Origin of the sequence: Burkholderia pyrrocinia (assembly GCF_022809715.1) — a bacterium.
Lineage (GTDB): Bacteria > Pseudomonadota > Gammaproteobacteria > Burkholderiales > Burkholderiaceae > Burkholderia > Burkholderia pyrrocinia_C.
On record NZ_CP094459.1, the window covers coordinates 782,522 to 796,038 of the forward strand.

At 66.3% G+C, this 13,517-nt stretch carries 15 protein-coding genes, 1 tRNA gene and 1 riboswitch; of the genes, 7 read left to right on the forward strand and 9 right to left on the reverse strand.

All coding sequences use genetic code 11. The features are described from left to right. Positions 1 to 53 precede the first annotated feature (53 nt). From MRS60_RS03615 to MRS60_RS03635, 5 genes are read left to right on the forward strand one after another with little or no spacing between them, the layout of a single operon-like run. The gene (locus tag MRS60_RS03615) at positions 54 to 1,070 is read left to right on the forward strand and encodes a hypothetical protein (RefSeq protein ID WP_243565218.1); all 1,017 of its coding nucleotides are present in this window, start codon (positions 54 to 56) and stop codon (positions 1,068 to 1,070) included. Beyond that, positions 1,067 to 1,816 (forward strand): hypothetical protein, encoded by a 750-nt coding sequence (locus MRS60_RS03620; protein WP_175748729.1) that lies wholly within the window; start codon positions 1,067 to 1,069, stop codon positions 1,814 to 1,816. The genes MRS60_RS03615 and MRS60_RS03620 overlap by 4 nt, the downstream gene beginning before the upstream one ends. Beyond that, positions 1,813 to 2,970: a hypothetical protein gene (locus MRS60_RS03625; RefSeq protein WP_243565219.1), complete on the forward strand. Its 1,158-nt coding sequence runs from the start codon at positions 1,813 to 1,815 to the stop codon at positions 2,968 to 2,970. The genes MRS60_RS03620 and MRS60_RS03625 overlap by 4 nt, the downstream gene beginning before the upstream one ends. Continuing rightward, the gene (locus tag MRS60_RS03630) at positions 2,967 to 3,596 is read left to right on the forward strand and encodes a phosphatase PAP2 family protein (protein ID WP_243565220.1); all 630 of its coding nucleotides are present in this window, start codon (positions 2,967 to 2,969) and stop codon (positions 3,594 to 3,596) included. Before MRS60_RS03625 ends, MRS60_RS03630 begins: the two co-directional genes overlap by 4 nt. Next, on the forward strand, positions 3,593 to 4,543 hold the full coding sequence (locus MRS60_RS03635) for a fatty acid desaturase family protein (RefSeq protein WP_243565221.1): 951 nt from the start codon (positions 3,593 to 3,595) through the stop codon (positions 4,541 to 4,543). The genes MRS60_RS03630 and MRS60_RS03635 overlap by 4 nt, the downstream gene beginning before the upstream one ends. Positions 4,544 to 4,717: 174 nt before the next feature. On the opposite strand, the gene MRS60_RS03640 is transcribed toward MRS60_RS03635, so the two are convergent. From MRS60_RS03640 to MRS60_RS03680, 9 genes are all read right to left on the reverse strand, one after another. Beyond that, positions 4,718 to 4,794: transfer RNA gene (locus MRS60_RS03640), tRNA-Lys, on the reverse strand. Between the two features lie 129 nt (positions 4,795 to 4,923). After that, on the reverse strand, positions 4,924 to 5,673 hold the full coding sequence (ybgF, locus tag MRS60_RS03645; RefSeq protein WP_034182819.1) for a tol-pal system protein YbgF: 750 nt from the start codon (positions 5,671 to 5,673) through the stop codon (positions 4,924 to 4,926). Between the two features lie 19 nt (positions 5,674 to 5,692). Further along, a complete protein-coding gene (gene pal / locus MRS60_RS03650) occupies positions 5,693 to 6,202 on the reverse strand; it encodes a peptidoglycan-associated lipoprotein Pal (protein ID WP_243565222.1) in 510 nt (169 codons plus the stop codon). Between the two features lie 17 nt (positions 6,203 to 6,219). Continuing rightward, positions 6,220 to 7,515 carry a Tol-Pal system beta propeller repeat protein TolB gene (gene tolB / locus MRS60_RS03655; RefSeq protein ID WP_034182821.1) on the reverse strand — a complete coding sequence of 432 codons (1,296 nt, stop codon included), beginning with the start codon at positions 7,513 to 7,515 and terminating at the stop codon, positions 6,220 to 6,222. A 111-nt stretch (positions 7,516 to 7,626) separates the two neighbouring features. Next, positions 7,627 to 8,676: a cell envelope integrity protein TolA gene (gene tolA, locus MRS60_RS03660; RefSeq protein WP_034182822.1), complete on the reverse strand. Its 1,050-nt coding sequence runs from the start codon at positions 8,674 to 8,676 to the stop codon at positions 7,627 to 7,629. Next, a complete protein-coding gene (tolR, locus tag MRS60_RS03665) occupies positions 8,673 to 9,122 on the reverse strand; it encodes a protein TolR (RefSeq protein WP_034182823.1) in 450 nt (149 codons plus the stop codon). The genes tolA and tolR overlap by 4 nt, the downstream gene beginning before the upstream one ends. Positions 9,123 to 9,132: 10 nt before the next feature. Further along, a complete protein-coding gene (gene tolQ / locus MRS60_RS03670; RefSeq protein ID WP_034182824.1) occupies positions 9,133 to 9,810 on the reverse strand; it encodes a protein TolQ in 678 nt (225 codons plus the stop codon). Between the two features lie 130 nt (positions 9,811 to 9,940). Then, entirely contained in the window at positions 9,941 to 10,426 is a 486-nt protein-coding gene (gene ybgC, locus MRS60_RS03675) for a tol-pal system-associated acyl-CoA thioesterase (protein WP_034182825.1), read from the reverse strand. A 107-nt stretch (positions 10,427 to 10,533) separates the two neighbouring features. Then, positions 10,534 to 11,280 carry an SDR family NAD(P)-dependent oxidoreductase gene (locus MRS60_RS03680; RefSeq protein ID WP_034182826.1) on the reverse strand — a complete coding sequence of 249 codons (747 nt, stop codon included), beginning with the start codon at positions 11,278 to 11,280 and terminating at the stop codon, positions 10,534 to 10,536. A 180-nt stretch (positions 11,281 to 11,460) separates the two neighbouring features. Further along, a riboswitch (ZMP/ZTP riboswitch) is annotated at positions 11,461 to 11,561 on the forward strand. 137 nt (positions 11,562 to 11,698) lie between these two features. Between MRS60_RS03680 and glyA the strand changes: the two genes are divergently transcribed. Together glyA and nrdR are read left to right on the forward strand one after the other, a co-directional pair. After that, entirely contained in the window at positions 11,699 to 12,946 is a 1,248-nt protein-coding gene (gene glyA, locus MRS60_RS03685) for a serine hydroxymethyltransferase (RefSeq protein ID WP_034182827.1), read from the forward strand. Between the two features lie 6 nt (positions 12,947 to 12,952). Then, on the forward strand, positions 12,953 to 13,432 hold the full coding sequence (gene nrdR, locus MRS60_RS03690) for a transcriptional regulator NrdR (RefSeq protein WP_006476792.1): 480 nt from the start codon (positions 12,953 to 12,955) through the stop codon (positions 13,430 to 13,432). Positions 13,433 to 13,517 lie beyond the last annotated feature (85 nt).

A 13,517-nucleotide genomic window follows, 5' to 3' on the forward strand; every position in this document is an offset into this window, starting at 1 on the left:
CACCGCGCACCGCGGCCCCGCCACTCCGACTCCCTGCATTCATCCCGACGACCATGCCTTCATTCGCCACCCGAGTTGCCTGCCTCGCCCTGTTTGCCGCCAGCGCCGGCGCCCATGCCGCGCCGGTCGATCACGCGGGGCGCGGGATCGTCCACTTCGCGTCGCAAAGCGGCTGCCCGTTCGCGAGCGCGGCCGCGACGGACTGCAATCGCGTCGCGCTCGATGCGCCCGACGTTCACGCGAGCATCGATACCGACGCGCACGCGATCGTCTTTTCGAGCGACGCGAATCGCCGCACGAAGGACGTGCTCGGCGACGTGCTGCTGCAGGGCACGGGCGTCGACGGCGACGGCCGGCGCGTGCCGTTGAGCGTCCACGTGCTGCTGCGTCGCGACGGTGCGAAATGGGGTCGCGACGTGTACGTCCATGCGCCGGTGCACGGCAAGTTCACCGATGTCCGCATCGATCCGTATCGCGTGCGCGTGAAGGAAGGCGACACCGAGCGCGACGTGCTGACGCCGGACGAAACGCTCGCGCTGTTCGCGCATCCGTCGCTGGCATCGCGGCTCGCGCGGCATCTCGTGAAGGTGAGCGCGACCGATCCGAAGCAGCCGTCAGCCGACGACATCACGATCGCGCTCGGCGTCGGCGGCCTGACGAAGCCGGTCGCACGAGCGAGCTTCACGTCGAACGCGCCGCACGATGCGGACGTCGATCGCGCACTCGCGGCCGGTACGTGGTCGATTCGTTTCGAAGCACTGAGCAATCACATTCCGGTGTGGGTCGCGCAGCGCGAGCTGTTCCTGTTCGGTCTCGACGGCAGCGCGCTGTTGAAGGAGGTGCGCGAGCGCGGTTTCAGGAAGAACGACCGGATCGAATTCGGCGCGCGCGGCGGCAGCGGCTATCTGCGCGTGAACGGCCGCGAGGAGGCATTCGCGGGCGCGGCCGCATCCGCGCATGCGTTCATGCAGGAAAGTTTCGTCGGCCTGATTCTCGGCTGGCGTCGCGATCCGGCTGCCGCTGCGGCATCCGCGACGAAATCCGCGTCCGCACCGGGCGTGCCGGCATGACAGCGGCAAGCGAACTGCCCGCATCGCCGCAGGCGATGCACGGCGAGCGCTTCGACTGTCTCGATGTGCCCGTGCCGCACGGCGCGGCGCGGGTACGTGCGTATCTCGTCGATCGCATCAAGCGGGCGGCGATCCGGCAGCTTCATCGCAGCGCGCATGGCGAGCGCTGGATGCTGCGCATGTACCTGATCGGCGAAGAAGCGACCGAGTGCGCGTTGCACGACGACTGGACCGGACAGCCGCCGGACTGGCTCGCGCCGCGCATCGAGCAGCATCTCGCGGACGAGCGCCGCCACGCGGCCGCGTTTGCCGAGGCGCTGCGCCTGCGCGGTGTCGCGGCTTCGACGGAGCCGCACGAGCCCGACTGGCTGAGCCGGCGCAAGATCCTGCGATGGCGCCGGCTCGCGCAGCGCTACGCGCCGCAGTTCGCGCAAGGCGTGCTCGTGCCGGCCTATGCGACGGGCCTGTGCGCGGAACAGATGGCGATGCGCGTGCTGGCGCGACACTGCGCGACGATCGGCGACGCGCATCCGCTGTATCCGCTGCTCGCGCGCGTGCTCGCCGACGAGACGCGGCACGTCCGGCTCTGTTCGGACACGCTGCGCCGTCTCGTCGCGCCGTCCGAGGCGGCGCATCTCGCCGCGTTGCTGGACGAGATCCGCGCGATCGACGCCGGTTTCGGCGTGACGGGGGCGCTGGCGATGTACGCGGCCGGCTGGATCCAGTCGCTTCGTCCGCGCGCATGATGCCGCGGATCGTCTATCTCGCGACGGCCGACGCACGCGGCCATCTGATGCGCGCGCAACTGCTCGTGCATGCGTTGCGCACGGCCGGCGCGCAGGTCGACGTGCTGACGACGTCCGATGCGGGGCAGGCATTCCTGTCCGCGTTCGGCATCGACGCGCCCGTGCTGTCCCGTTACTACGCGGTGCAGTTCGACGCACGGCAGAACATGCTGCGCGATGCGACCGATCGCAATGTCGCGCACTACGTGTTCAGGCCGACGCGCATGCTGCGCGACATCGCGCGGCTGCGTGCGATCGTCCGCGATGCAGATCTCGTGATCAACGACTCGTTTCATCCGGCGCTGCTGTTCATGGGCGCGATACCGGGCTGGCGGCGCCGTATCGTTCATGTGTATGGCGGCAGCCTGCGCCGCGCGTTGACCGCGAATTTCGATGCGCGGCTGCCGCGTGCGCTGGCGCGTGCGTTTGCGCGGATCGTCGACTGGCAGATCGATTCGGCGCGGTGCTGCATCGAGCACGATTTTGCGTACGAGGTGACCGACGCTGCGCAGCGATCGCGCGAGCATTGCAGGTTGCCGACGCCGGTGCCGGTCGTCGCCGAACTGCCGGCTTCGGAGCCGGCTGTCGCCGCCGTTTATCTGAATCCGCACTTTCGCGATGTCGCGCTCGCCGATGCGCTGTCGGCCGGCATGCGCGACGCGGGGCTCGCCGCGCACCGCGTGGGCGAGGGTTACGCCGGGCACGACGGCTGGACCGGTGTCGATACCGACTGGGCGATGCGTGCCGCGCACGCGCCGCTGATCGTGTCCGCACCCGGAATGGCCGCGCTGTCGATTGCGCGCGTATATCGCCGCCCGATCCTGCTCGTGCTGACCGATCAGCCCGAGCAGGCGAGCAATGCCGCGCGCGCGGCACGGCTGCAGCTCGTGCATCGCATCGTCACGTGGCGCGGCGATGCGGCCGCGTTTCGGCAGGAGGTCGGGCAGGCCGCTGCGGACCTGATGCGCAATCCGGGTACGCGAGCTGGAACGATCGCCGGCCGCGAGCATGCGTGTGCGCGCGAGGATGCGTGGACGTCGCGCATCCTCGCGCTGCGGCCGCATGCACGGACGGCCGATGCGGATCCCCGATGCGAGGCGCCGGCGCCGCGATGAACACGATGCTGCTTCGTGACGATCGTCGACCCGATATCCGGCAGATGCTGGCCGCGACGTTCGGCATGACCGCGGGCCTCGCGATCTTCATTCTGCTGGAGCGCAGCGTCACGCCGCGCTACGTGTTCGCCACGCCGATCGATGCGCGGATTCCGTTCATCGCATGGTCGTGGTTCGTCTATGTCGGCTTCTTTCCGTTCGTGATTGCGCTCGCCGCGTATGCACGGCCGCCCGCGTTCGCCGCGTTCAAGGAGGCCGTGCTGATCGCATTCGTGCTCGGTGTCGTCTGCTTCCTGCTGTTTCCGGAAGCCGTGCCGCGGCCCGACGTCGCGGAGATCGGCAATACGTTCGTGCGCGACCGTCTCGCGCGCATGTGGCAGCTCGATCTCGCGGCCAACGGTTTTCCGAGCCTGCATGTCGCGGTGACGTGTCTTGCGTGCCGGATGCTGACGGACCGGCGCTGGAGCCGGCATCGGTTCGTGGCGACGGCGATCGGTCTGCTGATCTGTGCGTCGACGCTCACGCTCAAGCAGCATACGGTCGCCGACGTATTAGGCGGTGTCGCGCTCGCGATGGTCGGCGCGCTGTGGGTCGAGCGGCGTTCGCTGCGCAGGAGGCTCGCGTGACGACGGATGCCCATGTTCATCACGCCGGGCCGAACGCCGAGCTTGCGTTGTTCGTGCCCGATCCCGCGCTGTTTCGCGTGAGCGCGCCACGTGTCGGCGCTGCGCTGGCAGGCGACTGGCTGATGATTGCCGGGGCGTTCGCGATGGCGATCGCGTTCCCGCATCCGCTCGTATACGCATTTGCCGCGGTCGTGATCGCGCGCAGCCAGCTTGCGCTCGCGGTCATGATGCACGAAGGCGCGCACGGGTTGCTGGCACGGAACCGGCGCGTCAACGACGTGCTGGGCCAGTTGTTCGCGGCCGGCCCGCTGTGGCTGTCGCTGCGCACGTATCGTGCGGGGCATCTGAAGCATCATCGCGCGCCGATGCAGCCTGACGATCCCGTCGCGCTGCTGTTCGGCGTGCACGACTATCCGGTGACGCGCGGCCGGCTGATCGGCCGCCTGCTCGCGTACGCATGCGGGATCGGCTACGTGACGAGCGTCGTGAAGCTCGCGCGCGGCGAGTTTGCGCATGCGTTGCCGACGGTCCGGAAATCACGCGCGTATGCGGCGTGGGAAGTCGCGTCGATGCTGGCCGGCAACGGCTTGTTGTTCGGTGCGCTCGCACTGGCCGGACATCCGCTGTTGTACATCGGGTTGTGGATCGTGCCGTCCGTCACGCTGTTGCCGCTCGTCGGGCAGGTGCGCGCGATCTTCGAGCACGCGGGGCTGCCGGCTTGCGACGACCAGAGCCGCAACGCGCGCACGATCATCCGGCGTTCGTGGCAGACGTTCCTGTTCGGGCCGCACGCGATCCATTTCCATATCGAACATCACCTGTACATGCGGATGCCGTTTCATAACCTGCCGGTCGTGCATCGACAACTCGCGCAGCGGCAGTTGTTGCCTGAAGGCAATCTGTACGCGGGATACGGTGCGGTGCTGCGTGACGTGAGCGTGCGCTGACTTGCGAGCGGGGATTGTGCGGTTGTATGCGCCGGGGCGACGGTGGACGAGGATGCCGGATGCTTGCGCGCACAATCGGATACGAAGTGGAAATTTCGAGCCCGACACGGCAAGAGGCAGACGCAAAAAAGCCTCCACGCGGGAGGCTTCAATTGCAACTATCGAAAAGATAGATGGTAGGGTGGGAGGGACTCGAACCCTCGACTCTCTGATTAAAAGTCAGATACTCTAACCAACTGAGTTACCACCCCACGTCCTCAAAAACTGCTCGAGAACGAGAAAAACGGCTTCAGGCTGTAGCTGATGCGGCTTGCTTGCGACCCAAAGAGCAAAAGATTATAGCGACGGATTTTCGGTGAGTCAACAATCCGCCACGATAATTATTTGATCGTTTCGAGCTTGCCCTGCGCCGTCTGCGCCGCGTTCGACCCGGCGTACTGCGACACCACCTGCTCGAACGTCTTCTTCGCGGCCGCCTTCTGGCCTTGTTCGAGCTGGTTCGTACCGATCGCCACGAGGGCGTCGGCCGCGCGCGGGTGTTGCGGGTACTTGCTGACGATCCCTTGCCACGTCGCCGTCGAACCGCGGTAGTCGCGCAGCGCGTATTGCGCGTTGCCGAGCCAGTACTGCGCGGTCGGCTGGTGGGGGCTCTGCGGATACTTCGCGATGAAGCTGCGGAACGAAGCCGCCGCCGCCTTGAAGTTGCCGTTGCGGAACTGCTGCTGCGCCGCGTTGAGCGCATCCGTTTCACCCGGCTGCACGGTGCCTTCGACACCGTCGATCGTCGCCTGCTGCGGCTCGAACTTCTTGAGCCGCGTGTCGAGATCCTGGTAGTACTCCTTCTGCTGCCGCTCGAGCGTCGTCAGCCGGTTCGTCAGGTCCTCGTTCTCGCCGCGCAGCGTCGCGACCTGCTGGTTCAGCTGGTCGAGACGGCCGGATTGATCGAGGATCGTACGCTGGGCGGCGGACAACTGGCTCGCCAGGTTGTCGGTCTTGCTGCGCAGGTCGAGCACGGCGCGGCGCGCTTCGTTGTCGTCGAACACGCCGGCGTGCGCCGGCGCGGCCGACCACGCCGCGCCGGCGACGCAGAATGCTGCGGCAACGCGCAGCCAGGATACACGATGCGTCATACGGCGATTCTTCCGTTACTTACTGTTGGTAGACGAGGTCTGCGCGACGGTTCTGCGCCCACGACGCTTCGTCGTGACCCGTTGCCTGCGGCTTTTCCTTGCCGAGGCTCACGGCTTCCATCTGCGAATCGTTCACGCCGAGCAGCGCCATCGCGCGGCGGACGGCTTCCGCACGCTTCTGGCCCAGTGCGAGGTTGTACTCGCTCGTGCCGCGTTCGTCGGTGTTGCCCTGGATCAGCACGTGGCGCTGCGGATGGCTCTTCAGGTACTGAGCGTGCTGCTGCATCAGCGGCTGGTACTCGTCCTTCACCGAATAGCTGTCGAAGTCGAAGTAGATGCTGCGCTTCGCGAGCGGGCTGTTCGGGTCGTTCAGCGGATCGACGTTCACTTGCGCGACGTTGTCGGCGCTCGGTTGCGTGCCGACTGCACCCGCGTTTGCCTTGTCGTCGAGCTTCACGCCCGATTTGCACGCTGCGAGCGCGCTGATCATCATCACGGCCAGAGCCAGACGAGCTTTATTCGACATCATGGTTACTCTCCTTGTGGTCATTGCATGAAGGGCCCCCAAGACGGCTCACGAACGGAGCCGCCCTGGACGGACAGGATCTGTGGCGGCGCGCTGCCGTCGGAGGGCACTGCAGCCAGAACGTTGCGACCACCCGACTGGGTAGCGTACAGAAGGTACTGGCCGTTTGCCGCGAAGCTCGGCGATTCGTCGTGATTCGTATTCGTGATGGCGTTCGCCGCGCCGGATTGCAGATCCTGAACGTACAGCTTGAAGCCCCCACCGGTGCGGGAGATGTAGGCGAGCAGCTTGCCGTCCGGGCTCACACGCGGGCTCGTGTTGTAGCTGCCGGTAAAGGTCACGCGCTGCGCGGCACCGGCGCTTTCGCCCTGTGCTGGCATCCGGTAGATCTGCGGCGCGCCGCCGCGATCGCTCGTGAAGTAGATCCAGCGGCCGTCCGGCGAGTAGTACGGCTCGGTGTCGATCGAGCTGCTCTGCGTGAGACGGCGCAGGCCGCCGCCGTTCGCATTGACCGTATAGATTTGCGTGTTGCCGGTCAGCGACAGCGCGACGGCGAGCGTGTTGCTGTCCGGCGACCATGCCGGTGCGCTGTTGTTGCCCTTCTGGTCCGAGACCATGTAGCGGCGGCCGGTCGGCAGGTCATGGATGTAGACGATCGGCTTCTTGCGCTCGAACGACACGTACGCGACCTTCGTGCCGCTCGGCGACCAGGCCGGCGAGATGATCGGCTCGGTGCTCGACAGTGCGATGCGCGCGTTCTGGCCGTCCGAATCCGAGATCTGCAGCTGGTAGCGATTACCGGTCTTGATCACGTACGACAGGCGCGTGGCGAACACGCCGCGCACGCCGAGCAGCTTCTGGTAGATGTAGTCGGCGATCTTGTGGCCGGCCGTGCGCAGCGTGGTGTCGGTGGCCGTCAGCGACAGGCCGCCGAGGCTTTGCTGCTTCACGGTGTCGTACAGGATGAAGTTGACCTTGTACTGGCCGTTCGCGTCGCGGTTCACGCTGCCGGCGACGAACGCATTTGCGCCCTTGGCCTTCCATGCGCCGAGATCGACCGAGGCGGTCTCGGGCACGGGCGTGCTGCCCGCGTCGATGTTGGTGAATTTGCCGCTGCGGGCGAGGTCGGCGCGGACGATCGACGTGACCTGCTGCGGCAGGCCCGCCTCGTTCGCGAAATTCGCGGTGGCAATGGGGAACTGGGTCGAACCGACACCGGTGATCAGCACGTTGACCTGGGCGTTAGCGGCGCTGCCCGCCGCAATCAGACACGAGGCCACGAGTGCCCTGAAACCTAGTTTTGTCATCAAACTCATGCTTCTTGCTTCCCGTATGACTTGGATCGCTGCGCAACCGCAGAGAGACAGTAAAAATACCCGATTCGTTCCCGTCCGACAGCGACGCCCGGAGTGTAAGCGTATTTCCTTTCACTCCGCCGCCTTGAAGGTAATCGTAATGTCCGACGGGGTACGACCGTTAGAATCGGGCGGCAACGGGACCGATGCCTGGATCGCATTGACCACGGCTTGATCCCACCCCGAATTCCCGCTGGAGCGGGAGACCGATGCGCTCAATACGTCACCGGACGGCGTGCACCGAATCTTGACGACGGTGGTCAGGCCTGCTCGCTCGCCGCCCCAAACGATGTTCGGCTTGACGCGGCGGCGCACCTTGTCGGCATAGCCGGGCGATGCGGCGTTGCCGCCGGAGCCCGTGCCCGTGCCGCTCTTCGCGAGGCCTTCGCCGCCGCCTTCGCCGGCGCCGGACAGACCCTGCATCTGAGCGAGACGCGCGCTGCGTTCGCGGTCGAGCTTCGCCTTCGCCGCCGCATCGGCTTTTGCGCGCGCCGTGGCTTCGGCCTTCGCCTTGGCCTGGGCTTCCGCCTTCGCCTTCGCGGCCGCGTCGGACTTCGCCTTCGCCGCCTGCTGCGCTTCGAGCTGCGCCTGCTTCTGCTGCTGGAGTTTCTGCTGTTCGAGCTTTTGCTGCTCGGCGAGCTGCTGTTGCTTGAGCTTGTCGGCCTGCTTCTGCCTGTCGCGTTCCGCGGCCTTCTGCGCGGCGAGCGCGGCAGCCTGCTGTGCCGCCAGCTGCGCGCGCCGGGCGTCCTCTTCCTGCTGGGCCTTCAGTTGCTGGGCGCGGCGCTGCTGCTCGAGCAGCGCTTCGCGCGCGGCTGCTTCCTGCTGCCGCTTCTTCTGCTGCAGCGCGATGTCGGCCTGTTCGTCGCGCACCGGGGGAGGGGGCGGCGCGACCTTCGCGGGCGGCGTCACGACAGGCCGCGGCGCGGCGACGTCGGGCACTTCGGTCCACAGCTCGGCTTCGGCGCCGGCCGGCGTGCTGTTCTGCCACTGCACGCCGTGATAGAGAAACAGCGCGAGCAGCACGTGCATCAGCGCGGCGAGCGCGAATGCACGCCAGGTGCCGCGCTCGCGAGGTGGCCGAGGCGGATAGCCGGTGCTGCGCAGGGATTGCTGCCGGTTCATTGCGATTTGACGAGGAGGCCGACGCGCTTGACGCCGCGCGCCTTCAGATCCGACATCACGGTCATGACCGCATCGTACTGCACGGTCTTGTCGGCTGCGATCACGACCGGCTGGTCGGGATGATCGGCCTGCCGGGCCGAGATGAAGCCGTCGAGCTCGGCCTTCGTCATCGTGTCTTCCTGGGTCGCGCCCGAGTCGCCCTTGTACTTGACGCTCATCGTGCGGTCGGCCTTGATGTTGACGACGACGGGCGGCGTCTGCTCCTGCGGCGCGGCATTGCCGACGGTCGGCAGGTTGATGATCGACGGGGCGACGAGCGGTGCGGTGACCATGAAGATCACGAGCAGCACCAGCATCACGTCGATGTACGGCACGACGTTGATGTCGGCCATTGCGCGGCGCGAGCGGCCGCCGCGCATGCTGGATCGGATGGGACTTCCTGCCATGGCGAGCTCCTTACTGGGCCTGACGCTGCAGGATGTTCGAGAACTCTTCGATGAAGGTCTCGAAGCGGATCGCGAGGCGGTCGATGTCGTGCGCGTAGCGGTTGTACGCGACCACCGCCGGAATCGCGGCGAACAGGCCGATCGCGGTGGCGACGAGCGCCTCGGCGATGCCCGGCGCGACGTTCGCGAGCGTGGCCTGCTGCACGTTCGCGAGGCCGCGGAACGAGTTCATGATCCCCCAGACCGTGCCGAACAGGCCGATGTACGGGCTGACCGAACCGACCGATGCGAGGAACGCGAGGTTCGCTTCGAGCACGTCCATTTCACGCTGGAACGACGCGCGCATCGCGCGGCGTGCACCGTCGAGCACGAGGCCCGGATCGCTGAGGCGCTTTTCCTTCGCCTTCAGGAATTCGCGCATGCCCGATTCGAAGATCCGCTCGAGCGCGCCGATCGTGTGGCGGTTGTTGGCCGCACTCTGGTACAGCGCCTGCAGGTCGCCGCCCGACCAGAAATCCCTCTCGAAGCGTTCGGTCTGCGCGCGTGCGCGGCGGATCGCAAACCACTTGCGGAAGATGAAGGTCCACGACATCAGCGACAGCAGCAACAGCAGCCCCATCACGGCCTGGGCCAGCACGCTCGCGTTGAGGACGAGGGAAATGATCGACAGGTCTTGAGAAGTGTTCATAGAGGTTTGAGTAACGTCCCTTCGGGGCGCCCGGTATGCGTGCGGCGCGGCGCGCCGGCCGAGCCTGGCGCCGAACCTTGCTTAGTATCGAATCAGGAAGGCAAGTTCATAGGCTTTGTCTAAACGGCGCTCAAGCGAGCTTCGTTGACAATACAGTCTGCCCGGTATCGATGACGGGCCCGCGGTGCAGCGCGTCGAGCACGGCCGGCGGGATGGCCGCGGGCCGGATACCGTTACGGTCGACGCAGCCGAGGCGGATATGTCCGGCCACGAGCAGCGTGTCGCCACACCAGGCTTCCTGCGTGAATTCCACCGATGCGCGGCCGATGCGTCCGGGCCGGCTCGTGATCGCCAGCGTGTCGTCGAGTCGCGCCGGTGCGCGGTAGTCGAGCGACGTGCTGCGGACGATGAAGATCGCGCCGGTGTCGTCGGCGAGCCGACGCTGGTCGATGCCGCATGCGCGCAGCCACTCGGTGCGGGCGCGCTCGAAGAACTTCAGGTAGTTGGCATAGAAGACGATGCCGCCTGCATCGGTATCCTCGTAGTACACGCGCACCGGCCAGGTAAAGCCGGAACGCCCTTCCGGGGAGCGGGTAGGCTGAGTCATGGCGCGCATTCTACCGGAACGCAGGAACCGGATTCGTAACCGTTTCGTAACGGAATGTAGTACGACGCGGCACACCGCGGGCCGGCCGGAGGCCGGCCGCGGCTGCGCGCGATGGGTCAGCCGCGATGGATCGTGAGGCCCGCCGGCGCCTGGGCGACCGGCATCATCTCGATCGTGTTGATGTTCACGTGTGCCGGGCGCGTCGCGATCCAGTAGATCGTGTCGGCGATGTCCTCGGACGTGAGCGGCTGGACGTTCTGGTACACGTTCGCCGCCTTCGCGTCGTCGCCGCGGAAGCGGACGTTCGAGAATTCCGTGCCGCCGCACAGACCCGGCTCGATGTCGGTCACGCGCAATGGCGTGCCGATCAGGTCGGCGCGCAGGTTCAGGCTGAATTGTCGGACAAAAGCCTTGGTTGCGCCGTATACGTTCCCGCCCGGATACGGATAGGTGCCGGCAACCGAACCGAGATTGAAGATATGGCCGCGGCCGCGCTCGATCATGCCGGGCAGCAGCGCGTGCGTGACGGTCACCAGGCCCGAGCAGTTCGTGTCGATCATGGTCTGCCATTCGTCGAGGCTGGCCTTGTGGGCCGGCTCGACGCCAAGCGCGAGGCCGGCGTTGTTGACGAGCACGTCGAGCGCCGCGAATTCGGCGGGAAGGGCGGCCGGCACGGCTTCGACGGCCGCGCGGTCGCGCACGTCGAGCTCGAGCGGCAGAAGGGCATCGCCGAGCTCGGCGGCGAGCGCATCGAGACGATCCTTGCGACGCGCGGTCGCGACGACGCGGTGGCCTCCTTTGACGAAGGCACGGGCGATGGCGGCGCCGAAGCCGGCGGACGCGCCTGTGACGAACACGATCATTGCTGCTCCTGGTCGATAACAAAGTAGCGGGTGATATCCCGCAAGCCTACTGAGATTGCCGCACCGCGGCAAGGCGGCAAAGCGTTTCGGCACGGGCGCGTAGAGTCTGGCCCCAATTTCTCCCGGCGCGCTGCCGTGCGGTTGCCTATTCATGACGCATCCAATACACTAACGCGCTCATCACCCCTGCGTGACTGGCGATAGAACCCTTCGGGTTCAAGGTGGAGCATCCCACCGTGAAGCGCGGGGCGCCGTTTTTGCCGTTCGCCTGGGCAGCCGTTGTGCGCCGTCGCGTGCATCGCCGGTGGCTGTCCTGCCTCGCGTCATCCGGATTCTTCCGCCACGTCGAGCTGGTCCCGCCAGCAGCGCACCGTACTCGGCCACCCCGGTCAACCTGTACACACTTAACGGAAACCGTATGTTTGACAGAGCCCAAAGCACCATCGCGAACGTCGATCCCGAAGTCTTTGCAGCGATCGAGCAGGAAAACCGCCGCCAGGAAGATCACATCGAGCTGATCGCGTCGGAAAACTACACGAGCCCGGCCGTGATGGCCGCGCAGGGCTCGCAGCTCACGAACAAGTACGCGGAAGGTTATCCGGGCAAGCGCTACTACGGCGGCTGCGAGTACGTCGATGTGGTCGAGCAGTTGGCGATCGACCGCGTGAAGCAGCTGTTCGGCGCGGAAGCCGCGAACGTGCAGCCGAACTCGGGTTCGCAGGCGAACCAGGGCGTGTTCTTCGCGATGCTCAAGCCGGGCGACACGATCATGGGCATGAGCCTCGCGCACGGCGGCCACCTGACGCACGGCTCGCCGGTGAACATGTCGGGCAAGTGGTTCAACGTGGTGAGCTACGGCCTGAACGAGAACGAAGACATCGACTACGAAGCGGCCGAGAAGCTCGCGCAGGAACACAAGCCGAAGCTGATCATCGCGGGCGCGTCGGCGTTCTCGCTGAAGATCGATTTCGAACGTCTGGCTAAGATCGCGAAGTCGGTGGGCGCGTACCTGATGGTCGACATGGCACACTACGCGGGCCTGATCGCGGCCGGCGTGTACCCGAACCCGGTGCCGCACGCTGATTTCGTGACGACGACGACGCACAAGAGCCTGCGCGGCCCGCGCGGCGGCGTGATCCTGATGAAGTCCGAGTACGAGAAGCCGATCAACTCGGCGATCTTCCCGGGCATCCAGGGCGGCCCGCTGATGCACGTGATCGCGGCGAAGGCGGTGGCGTTCAAGGAAGCGCTGTCGCCGGAATTCAAGGCATACCAGGAAAAGGTGGTCGAGAACGCGCGCGTGCTGGCTGAAACGCTGGTGAAGCGCGGGCTGCGGATCGTGTCGGGCCGTACGGAAAGTCACGTGATGCTGGTCGACCTGCGCGCGAAGAACATCACGGGCAAGGCAGCGGAAGCGGCGCTGGGTGCGGCGCACATCACGGTGAACAAGAACGCGATCCCGAACGACCCGGAAAAGCCGTTCGTGACGAGCGGCGTGCGCCTGGGTTCGCCGGCGATGACGACGCGCGGCTTCGGGCCGGCGGAAGCGGAGCAGGTGGGCAACCTGATCGCCGACGTGCTGGACAACCCGGAAGATGCAGCGACGATCGAGCGCGTGCGTGCGCAGGTCGCCGAGCTGACCAAGCGTTTCCCGGTCTATCGCTGATCGACGATGCGCTGCCCGTTCTGCCGGCATGACGACACGCAGGTCGTTGACTCGCGCGTGTCCGAAGATGGCGCCGCGATTCGGCGGCGCCGTCGCTGCTCGGCTTGCGACAAGCGCTTCACGACGTACGAGCGGGTCGAGCTGTCCCTGCCGTTCGTCGTGAAGAAGGACGGCAGCCGTACGGAATTCGACCGTCGCAAGATCGTCGCCAGCATGCAACTCGCGCTGCGCAAGCGGCCGGTTGCTGCCGACGCGATCGACGCGGCGGTCGCCCGCATCGAATATCAACTGCTCGCGACAGGCGAGCGTGAAGTGCGTAGCGAGAAGCTCGGCGAACTCGTGATGAACGAGTTGCGCGGCCTCGATACGATTGCTTATGTCCGCTTCGCATCGGTGTATCGCCGGTTCGAGGACGTTTCCGAATTTGCCGACGTGATCGAAGAGTTCCGTCGCGCCTCTCCCGCCAAGACTCCGCGTAAGCGCTGACGCGCTGCGTCCGTTCATCGTCTTCTCCGTTGGTTCAGTTCGCGCCGATTGTGTCGGTCGCGATCGCATGTCGCCAGTCGGCCGT

Excerpts from the sequence above, each read along its gene's own strand:
- MRS60_RS03615 (WP_243565218.1), top strand. The coding sequence starts at position 54 with ATGCCTTCATTCGCCACCCGAGTTGCCTGCCTCGCCCTGTTTGCCGCC.
- MRS60_RS03620 (WP_175748729.1), top strand. The coding sequence starts at position 1,067 with ATGACAGCGGCAAGCGAACTGCCCGCATCGCCGCAGGCGATGCACGGC.
- MRS60_RS03625 (WP_243565219.1), top strand. The coding sequence starts at position 1,813 with ATGATGCCGCGGATCGTCTATCTCGCGACGGCCGACGCACGCGGCCAT.
- MRS60_RS03630 (WP_243565220.1), top strand. The coding sequence starts at position 2,967 with ATGAACACGATGCTGCTTCGTGACGATCGTCGACCCGATATCCGGCAG.
- ybgF (WP_034182819.1), bottom strand. The coding sequence starts at position 5,673 with ATGACGCATCGTGTATCCTGGCTGCGCGTTGCCGCAGCATTCTGCGTC.
- pal (WP_243565222.1), bottom strand. The coding sequence starts at position 6,202 with ATGATGTCGAATAAAGCTCGTCTGGCTCTGGCCGTGATGATGATCAGC.
- tolB (WP_034182821.1), bottom strand. The coding sequence starts at position 7,515 with ATGAGTTTGATGACAAAACTAGGTTTCAGGGCACTCGTGGCCTCGTGT.
- tolA (WP_034182822.1), bottom strand. The coding sequence starts at position 8,676 with ATGAACCGGCAGCAATCCCTGCGCAGCACCGGCTATCCGCCTCGGCCA.
- tolR (WP_034182823.1), bottom strand. The coding sequence starts at position 9,122 with ATGGCAGGAAGTCCCATCCGATCCAGCATGCGCGGCGGCCGCTCGCGC.
- tolQ (WP_034182824.1), bottom strand. The coding sequence starts at position 9,810 with ATGAACACTTCTCAAGACCTGTCGATCATTTCCCTCGTCCTCAACGCG.
- ybgC (WP_034182825.1), bottom strand. The coding sequence starts at position 10,426 with ATGCGCGCCATGACTCAGCCTACCCGCTCCCCGGAAGGGCGTTCCGGC.
- MRS60_RS03680 (WP_034182826.1), bottom strand. The coding sequence starts at position 11,280 with ATGATCGTGTTCGTCACAGGCGCGTCCGCCGGCTTCGGCGCCGCCATC.
- glyA (WP_034182827.1), top strand. The coding sequence starts at position 11,699 with ATGTTTGACAGAGCCCAAAGCACCATCGCGAACGTCGATCCCGAAGTC.
- nrdR (WP_006476792.1), top strand. The coding sequence starts at position 12,953 with ATGCGCTGCCCGTTCTGCCGGCATGACGACACGCAGGTCGTTGACTCG.